The sequence below is a fragment of the Halovulum marinum genome (assembly GCF_009697225.1).
GTDB lineage: Bacteria > Pseudomonadota > Alphaproteobacteria > Rhodobacterales > Rhodobacteraceae > Halovulum > Halovulum marinum.
Window position 1 is genome coordinate 1 of sequence record NZ_WIND01000045.1, and the last position, 6,606, is coordinate 6,606.

The following is a 6,606-nucleotide window of genomic DNA, read 5'->3' on the forward strand; positions in this document are numbered from 1 at the left end:
ATCGAAACCGACCAGCAGGGGCAGAGAGTAGCTTAAATCGCGTAGGAAACTGTCCAACGAATGGGGAGTAGCTCAAGGTAAGCGGCTTGTAGGTTGGCTGGCCCAGGCAGCCCCCGGAGGGTCTGCGCCACTGCATCAGCAATCCGCACAGGCTCGGCGGTGAGATGGGTGCAGCCCGCCATGGTCTGGGCCCGCGCGTGGCCGAACCGACTGCCGACAATGGGCAGGCCCTGACCTGAGGCGACGGCGGTCGAAGCAAAGGCACAACGCAAGTCGTAGATACTACCGCTTTCACCCAGTGCGGGCGCGAACGCGCTGCCAGAAGGGGTGGATGTCGCGTTGTAGTCCCTCCGGTCAGGTCCAGCGTCATCAGGTCGGGGCGCCTTGATCAGACGTGGTATTCATTACGTAACGTTCAAATGCCTCGATATCGGCGATACGGTATACGACGCGCCCTCCGATCTTCATGTACGCAGGGCCCTCGCCGGCCCACCGCCACCGCTCCAGGGTGCGGTGCGAAATGGTCCAGCGTTCCGCCAATTCTTTCTGGTTCAAGCAGGTTGGTTTCATCGTCATCTCCTTCTTCGCAACTCACAGCGGTTGCAGGAGGACGAAGGCGTGAAAGAAAAAGAGAGGCAAGTCAGTGTCTTGAGGTGCCCTGCGCAAAGGCGCCGCGGCCGCGAAGATCCATCGAAGCGCCCGGCGAGGATGAGAGAAAGCAATCGTATCGGACGCTATTCTCTTAGAGACGTGGCAGTTGGTCGAGATTTGACCCTGCCCACTGAGCGTAGTTTTTGCGTATCTCTTTCCCTCCCATTTCGCGGGATTACGATAGGATTCACAGCAATAACCGATGGCTACGACTCCCTTTAGAATCATGCGTTTGAAAGTCTCGGTCGGACACTTTGCTCCCGCTTTGTATTTGCTTTGATCGTGTTCTGTTCAGTCGCAACCGAGTAGTAGCGAGAAGAAATGGCGGGTGGGCGTGCCGAAGTTGCCCGGCCTCCGACACGCCCCGAAGAAACGCAGCCACGAGCGCGGCCGCGCGGCCGGCGAAAACTCGAGCCAGCCTAGTGGGCTCCGAGCGGGTTCGCCGCCATCCCCACCACCGCGCTTGATCCGGCCCACAGTCCGGCGTCTCCCGCGGTCCCCGCGCTTATCGGGTCCGGGTCCCCATCAAGTCTGCCGCGCCGGCTATTCCGCCTCGGCCGGCACCACTGACTCCAACTCGGCAATGGTCTGAAACTCGGACAGGAACTCGGGGCGCGTCTGCATCAGATACCGCACCACGCGCGCGTTCCCGAGGAGCTTGGCGACGTAGCCACGGAGCACGGTCAGCTGGAGGTGGTCCTGGCCGTAGGTGTCCTGGATCTGGGTAATCCCTTCCTGAAGCCGGGCAAGTTCCTTTTCCATCCGAGCGACCGCCTGCGGTGTGACGCCGTTGATGCGTTTGGGCTTGTTCGCCTCGAGCAGCTGTGCCTGCGGTGTTCCGGCGAGGATCGCCGAGATGTAGGCGACAGAGTAGTTGTTGGCGTTCACCATGAGCTCAGCGGCTTCGATCTGGCGCAAGGGGATCATCTTGCGCAGCGTGGTGAACACGGCCGCGGTGCAGGCCTTGTCCTTCAGGATCGCCACGGCTTCTGGGCAAATGCCGTCGAGCAGCTTGACCTTGCGCTGGATGCTGCGCGGGTTGAGGTCCAGCGCGGCCGCGATCTTTTCCTCGGAGACACCGCGCTTGATCGCTTTCAGGATCATCCGGTGCTCCTGAATGGGCGCGATGCGGCTGATGCGCTTGTTGTAGGTGAAGGCCTCGTCGTCGGTCGACACGAGGCATTCGACCTGTTCCTGACCCAGATCCTTCAGGACTTCGATCCGGACATGTCCGTCGAGCAGCAGCCAGCTGCCGCTGGCATCCCCGTTTCGCGCGACCACCGGCGGCTCGACCAAACCGATCTCGCGGATCGACGCTGTGATCTGGGTGTACTTCCGGCTGGACTTGATGGACTTGCTCAGCACCCTGACCGGCAGGATGTCCGCGACCGGGATCGTGACGCAATCGTTCTCGAAGCCGAGCTGGACCTTCTTGGTCATGGCGCTGCCCCCTCGGCGAGGGATTCCTGCAGGTAGCTGGGCATGGTCTCCAGGCCTTCCGCACGCAGCAGCGTCACGAAATGATCGTCCTCGAGGAGGTTCCGGAATGCCTGGCAGATGAACAGGAGCCGCCCCTGCGTCAGTTCCGCTTTCTTGATCAGAAGCTTCTGGCGGTCCGCTTCCTTCTGATAAGCGCGCACCAACGCCTCGCTCGTCAGCGGTCGCCGGTTTCGGCTGTCGCGCCCGTACGCTTTCGGGTGCATCTTTTTCCCGCGTGCCTCACGCTGTTCAATCAAGCGCCGGGCCGCCGCGAGTTTCTTCCCTCTCAGTTTCTTCTCCGTGTAGGCGTCCATCAGCGCACGCTGCGCGCCCTCGGCATCGGTTTTCGATATGTCGATGGCGAGGTTGAGCGGCAGCAGACCGGTCTCGACAGCCGTCACCAGCCGCTCTTCGCCGCGCTCCAAGAGGCCAGCGATCATGCCGACATAGTCCGGCGAGACGCCGATCTTGTCGCCGATCTGTCGGTCAGAGTAGCCACGTTCGCGGAGCGTGCCGATTTCCCGCATCAGATCGATCGGGCGATGCTGACGGCGAGCGCAGTTCTCGACGAGGCTCATCACAAGGCAGTCGGACTCATCCGCATCGATGACAATGGCCGGGATGGCTTTCTGCTTCAGCTGAATGAAGGCCTCGAGCCGCCCCTGGCCGCAGACGAGATCATACTCCTGCGGGTCGGTGTCGGTGCGGCGGGTGACGGTGATCGGGCGCTTCAAACCGATCTTGGCGATGTTTTCCACCATGTCCGCAAACGTCCTGGGGTTTCGGACCCGCGGATTAAGAACGCGAATGCGGTCGGTCGGGACCAGGCTGACTTCCGTGGGGTGATGCTCTTCCGGGCTCTTTGCCATCATGCCGCCTCCGTCACCTTCGCCCGCCGGGCGAGGGCGTAGAGATCGTCAAGTGTTTCAGTCCGATAGGCATCGAGCCACAGGCCGTTCTGCTCAGCCATCTTCAGCCGCGCGTCTGTCATGTCGATGCTGGGCAGCAGGTAGAAGTCGCGCGGGGCGTCGTTGGTCTCGTTCATCCGCACAGCAATGGTGATGTCCGGAACGAGGCCGGTGTCGAGCCGAATATGCCAGCGCAAGGAGCCCGCTGCCGTCGCCTGGCAGCTGGCCAGAACGACCGACACCGTGAATTCGTCATTCACGCGCAGCAGCTGCGTGTCGGGAGCCTGCACCACGCAACCACCTCGGGCGGCCACGCCCTGCACGATTTCCTCAACGATCTGGGGGTGGGCCGCGCGCAGCGCCTTATTGATCTCGATGTAGCGGTAGTCCCGCTCTGGTTCATAGCCGATGAGGCGATAGGCGCGCAGCAGACTGCCAAACCGGCTACGGTAAGCGCTGGACGATGGCAGATCGTTCTCTTCGTCGATGATCAGGCCGGACAGCTGGCCTTGTCGTTTCAGGGTCGCGCGCAGGGCATCAAGCAGCTCTTCGTCCGAGAAATGGCGGCTGCGCGCATCCACGATCTCCCGGGCGCGCAGAAACAGCGCCTTGTCGACGATGGCCTGATAGGCACCCTCGGCGCGGATCCACATATCCCGCGGGTTCACGACACGACGCTGCTTCAGCTTGAACGACACCTTATTGAAGACGTTGTTCCCGATGTATTTTTCGTTGGTCAGCACCTGGTGGACAGTCGCTCGGGTCCACGGCCGGTCGAGATCCGTGCGATGTCCTTCGGCGTTCAGGATCTCCGCGATCTCTCTCTCCGGACGCCCCTCATTGACAAACATCTCGTACATGCGCCGGACAACCCGCTGTTCCTCTTCGGGGCCGGGAACCAGGATCACGCGGTCGGTCTGAAGGCTCTTATGCTCACCGCGCTTGAGTTCGGCCTTCACCTCGCCACGCTCGTTCAGCAGCGCTCTGCGCAACCCGAAACCGGCCGGGCCGCCTTGTCGGTAGCCGAGTTCGATCAGACGGCACTGCCCCGCAAAGACCTTGACCGAGAGCTCCCGACTGTATTCGCCAGCCATGGCCCGCTTGACGCTTTTCACGATGGTGGAGGTCGGCGATCCGTCGTTCTCGAACTGCTCGGCGCAATAGGCGACCTGCATCCCGGCCTTGCGACAGCGATACTCGTAGTAGGCCGACTCGTCAGCGTCCTGAAATCGCCCCCAGCGGGTGACATCGTAAACCAGGATCACGCGGTACTCGGCCGCGCCCGACTCGACGTCGGAGATCATCTGCTGCAATGCCCTTCGGCCACCGATGATCAGACCGCTTTTCGCATCGTCCGAGTAGGTCTTGATGATCTCGATGCCGCGCCGTTCGGCGTATTCGCCTATGGTCTTTGACTGGTTCTGTGTCGAGTACTGCTGATGCTCGGTGGACATCCTGACGTATTGCGCCGCCAGGATGCGCTCGGGCGCTTCGGCCGGCTCTCCGGATATCGTTGTTCTTGTCCGAGCCACGCCCGCCTCCCGAAAACTCCACTCGCGCTGCCCAAGGCGGATGGCTTCCTAACTCTCGCCCATGCCCAAGCTCCGACTGCCGCTTTTCATGTCTCCCCAGACATTTAGCGGAGAAACATATGAATTTGCGGGTGAAGATGGGCACAGTTGTGCCGAAGATGGGCACATTTGTGCACCCAGAGGACGTTCCGGCCGATTACCGCGCCGCCGTGGCGATGGCATTGCATGCGGAGCTCGGATCGACCCACCGGGCGATCAAGTCCGCCATGAGGTGGACGGGGGCCAGCGAGCGGACGGTGAAATACTGGTTCGCGGGCGAGCGCGGTCCGAGCGGCGAGCACCTAGTGTCGCTCGCTCGGCATTCAGACGTCGTGTTGGTTCTGCTGCTGACGATGGCAGATCGCCTGGTTCTGGAGGATGGAGAAGGGTAGGCAGAACCGCCGCCCGGCGAGCGTGGCCCTTGTTTCGTGTTCGATATTGGTTATCTTGAACACGCACGATGTAGGGAGATCGCCATGTCTCGGGCCACCACCATGACCGTGCGCGTCAGCGGCGCGCTCAGCGAGTTCGTCGCGACCAATGTCGGCGAGGACGGCGCCTACGAGAATGTCAGCGAGTACATCCGTGATCTGATCCGTCGCGACAAGGAGCGCGTCGAGCGTGAAGCGTTCGACCGGCTGAAGGCCGAGTTGAACCGCGCGTTCGCCGCACCCGAAGAGAGCTACAAGCCCCTGACGGCCGCCGAGGTGATCGCCCGGAACAGGACCTGAGCGCATGGCGATCCGGATCCAGGAGGCGGCGTCCGTCCGTCTCGACGAGATCTACCGATACACGCGCGATAAGTGGGGCGAGGCGCAGGCCGAGACCTACGTCACCGGTTTGTTTGCCGCATTCGAGCAGATCGAAACACACGGTGTCCATTCTCGGGCTGTGCCGGCCGAATTCGGAGTGGAGGGGTATTTCTTCAGATACGAGCGACATTTCGTGTATTGGAGGCACCTATTGAACGGCGATATCGGTATTGTCACGATCCTCCACGAGCGGATGCATCAGATTGATCGTTTCAAGGAGGACTTCTTCGGATAAAGTTCGGCGGACAGTGTCGTGCAGACCATTCTCCAAGGCCTTGAGCCGGCAACGGCGGACAGAATGCTCTTGGTTTGTATCCGCTTTGATCATGCTTTGTTTTTCAAGCAGCGTAAGCAAGCGTAGGCACGGGTGTTGAACAGAACCTCCTTGGATTCGCCGATTTCAGAATAGATCCCGGTAGCTACTTCCAGCAGAGTTCTCAGGCGCTCCGTTTCCTCCGCCACTTGCCCTTGCGAAAGCGTTCTCCCCATCCGGCTGCGGCCGGATTTTTCCGTTCTTTTCGAGGGTTATGCGGGAGGGGCTGAGCACTGGCCCCCGCGCCAGGAGGCCCGGAAGCCGTCTCTCAGGGTCGATATTCTCCGGACCTGTTGCCTGCGCGGGTTTGGTGAACAGATTTTAAGTATCTGGAATTGTGATATTTTTTGCGGCAGCGGCTGAACACTTCGATTTCAGGGTCGCGCGTCGAGAAGGAACCGCAATCAAACCATTGGTCACTTCCGGCAGCAAGAGCTCGGTCCGATCAGCGGGCCTATCGCACGCTCGTGAGCCCAACTCGAACGGCCTGGAGGTTGCTACCTCTCCCGCTACACTTCGATCATAGAGAACGTGCACGTCCTCCATCGATATTGCTGCCGTCAGCAGCTACGTTGACTGAGCGTACGCTGCCAGAAGGGCAAACGGGAAAATGACCCCATCAAAAGAACAGATCGAACACGATATGCGTCAAGCGGCTTTCGAGCAAAATCACTTGGCCTTTCGTTCACTAAATCAGCAGATGTGGCAGATACCGCTGATTTCTATGACGCTAACCGGCGGGCTGTGGTTTGGCGTTTCTCGAGTGGAAGAGTTTCCGCTTTTTCAGCTTGCCCTATGAGCTACTCCCCATTCGTTGGACAGTTTCCTACGCGATTTAAGCTACTCTCTGCCCCTGCTGGTCGGTTTCGATC

Annotated in this window: 8 protein-coding genes; 4 read left to right on the forward strand and 4 right to left on the reverse strand. The window is 60.7% G+C overall.

What is annotated here, in order from left to right:
- Positions 1 to 369: 369 nt before the first annotated feature.
- The 4 genes from GE300_RS21645 to GE300_RS21660 all read right to left on the reverse strand — a co-directional run bounded on the left by GE300_RS21645 (position 370) and on the right by GE300_RS21660 (position 4,570).
- Complete coding sequence (locus GE300_RS21645) at positions 370 to 570, reverse strand: helix-turn-helix transcriptional regulator (RefSeq protein WP_154449648.1); 201 nt, start codon at positions 568 to 570, stop codon at positions 370 to 372.
- 624 nt (positions 571 to 1,194) lie between these two features.
- Complete coding sequence (locus tag GE300_RS21650) at positions 1,195 to 2,091, reverse strand: plasmid partitioning protein RepB C-terminal domain-containing protein (RefSeq protein WP_154449649.1); 897 nt, start codon at positions 2,089 to 2,091, stop codon at positions 1,195 to 1,197.
- Complete coding sequence (locus tag GE300_RS21655) at positions 2,088 to 3,002, reverse strand: plasmid partitioning protein RepB C-terminal domain-containing protein (RefSeq protein ID WP_233417304.1); 915 nt, start codon at positions 3,000 to 3,002, stop codon at positions 2,088 to 2,090. The genes GE300_RS21650 and GE300_RS21655 overlap by 4 nt, the downstream gene beginning before the upstream one ends.
- Positions 2,999 to 4,570: a recombinase family protein gene (locus GE300_RS21660; protein ID WP_325063358.1), complete on the reverse strand. Its 1,572-nt coding sequence runs from the start codon at positions 4,568 to 4,570 to the stop codon at positions 2,999 to 3,001. Before GE300_RS21660 ends, GE300_RS21655 begins: the two co-directional genes overlap by 4 nt.
- Positions 4,571 to 4,689: 119 nt before the next feature.
- On the opposite strand from GE300_RS21660, the gene GE300_RS21665 reads away from it, so the two are divergent.
- The 4 genes from GE300_RS21665 to GE300_RS21680 all read left to right on the forward strand — a co-directional run bounded on the left by GE300_RS21665 (position 4,690) and on the right by GE300_RS21680 (position 6,533).
- On the forward strand, positions 4,690 to 5,001 hold the full coding sequence (locus GE300_RS21665; RefSeq protein ID WP_154449651.1) for an XRE family transcriptional regulator: 312 nt from the start codon (positions 4,690 to 4,692) through the stop codon (positions 4,999 to 5,001).
- Between the two features lie 84 nt (positions 5,002 to 5,085).
- Entirely contained in the window at positions 5,086 to 5,340 is a 255-nt protein-coding gene (locus GE300_RS21670; protein WP_154449652.1) for a ribbon-helix-helix domain-containing protein, read from the forward strand.
- A gap of 4 nt (positions 5,341 to 5,344) precedes the next feature.
- Positions 5,345 to 5,656: a type II toxin-antitoxin system RelE/ParE family toxin gene (locus GE300_RS21675; protein ID WP_154449653.1), complete on the forward strand. Its 312-nt coding sequence runs from the start codon at positions 5,345 to 5,347 to the stop codon at positions 5,654 to 5,656.
- A gap of 688 nt (positions 5,657 to 6,344) precedes the next feature.
- A complete protein-coding gene (locus tag GE300_RS21680) occupies positions 6,345 to 6,533 on the forward strand; it encodes a hypothetical protein (protein ID WP_154449654.1) in 189 nt (62 codons plus the stop codon).
- Positions 6,534 to 6,606: the final 73 nt, after the last annotated feature.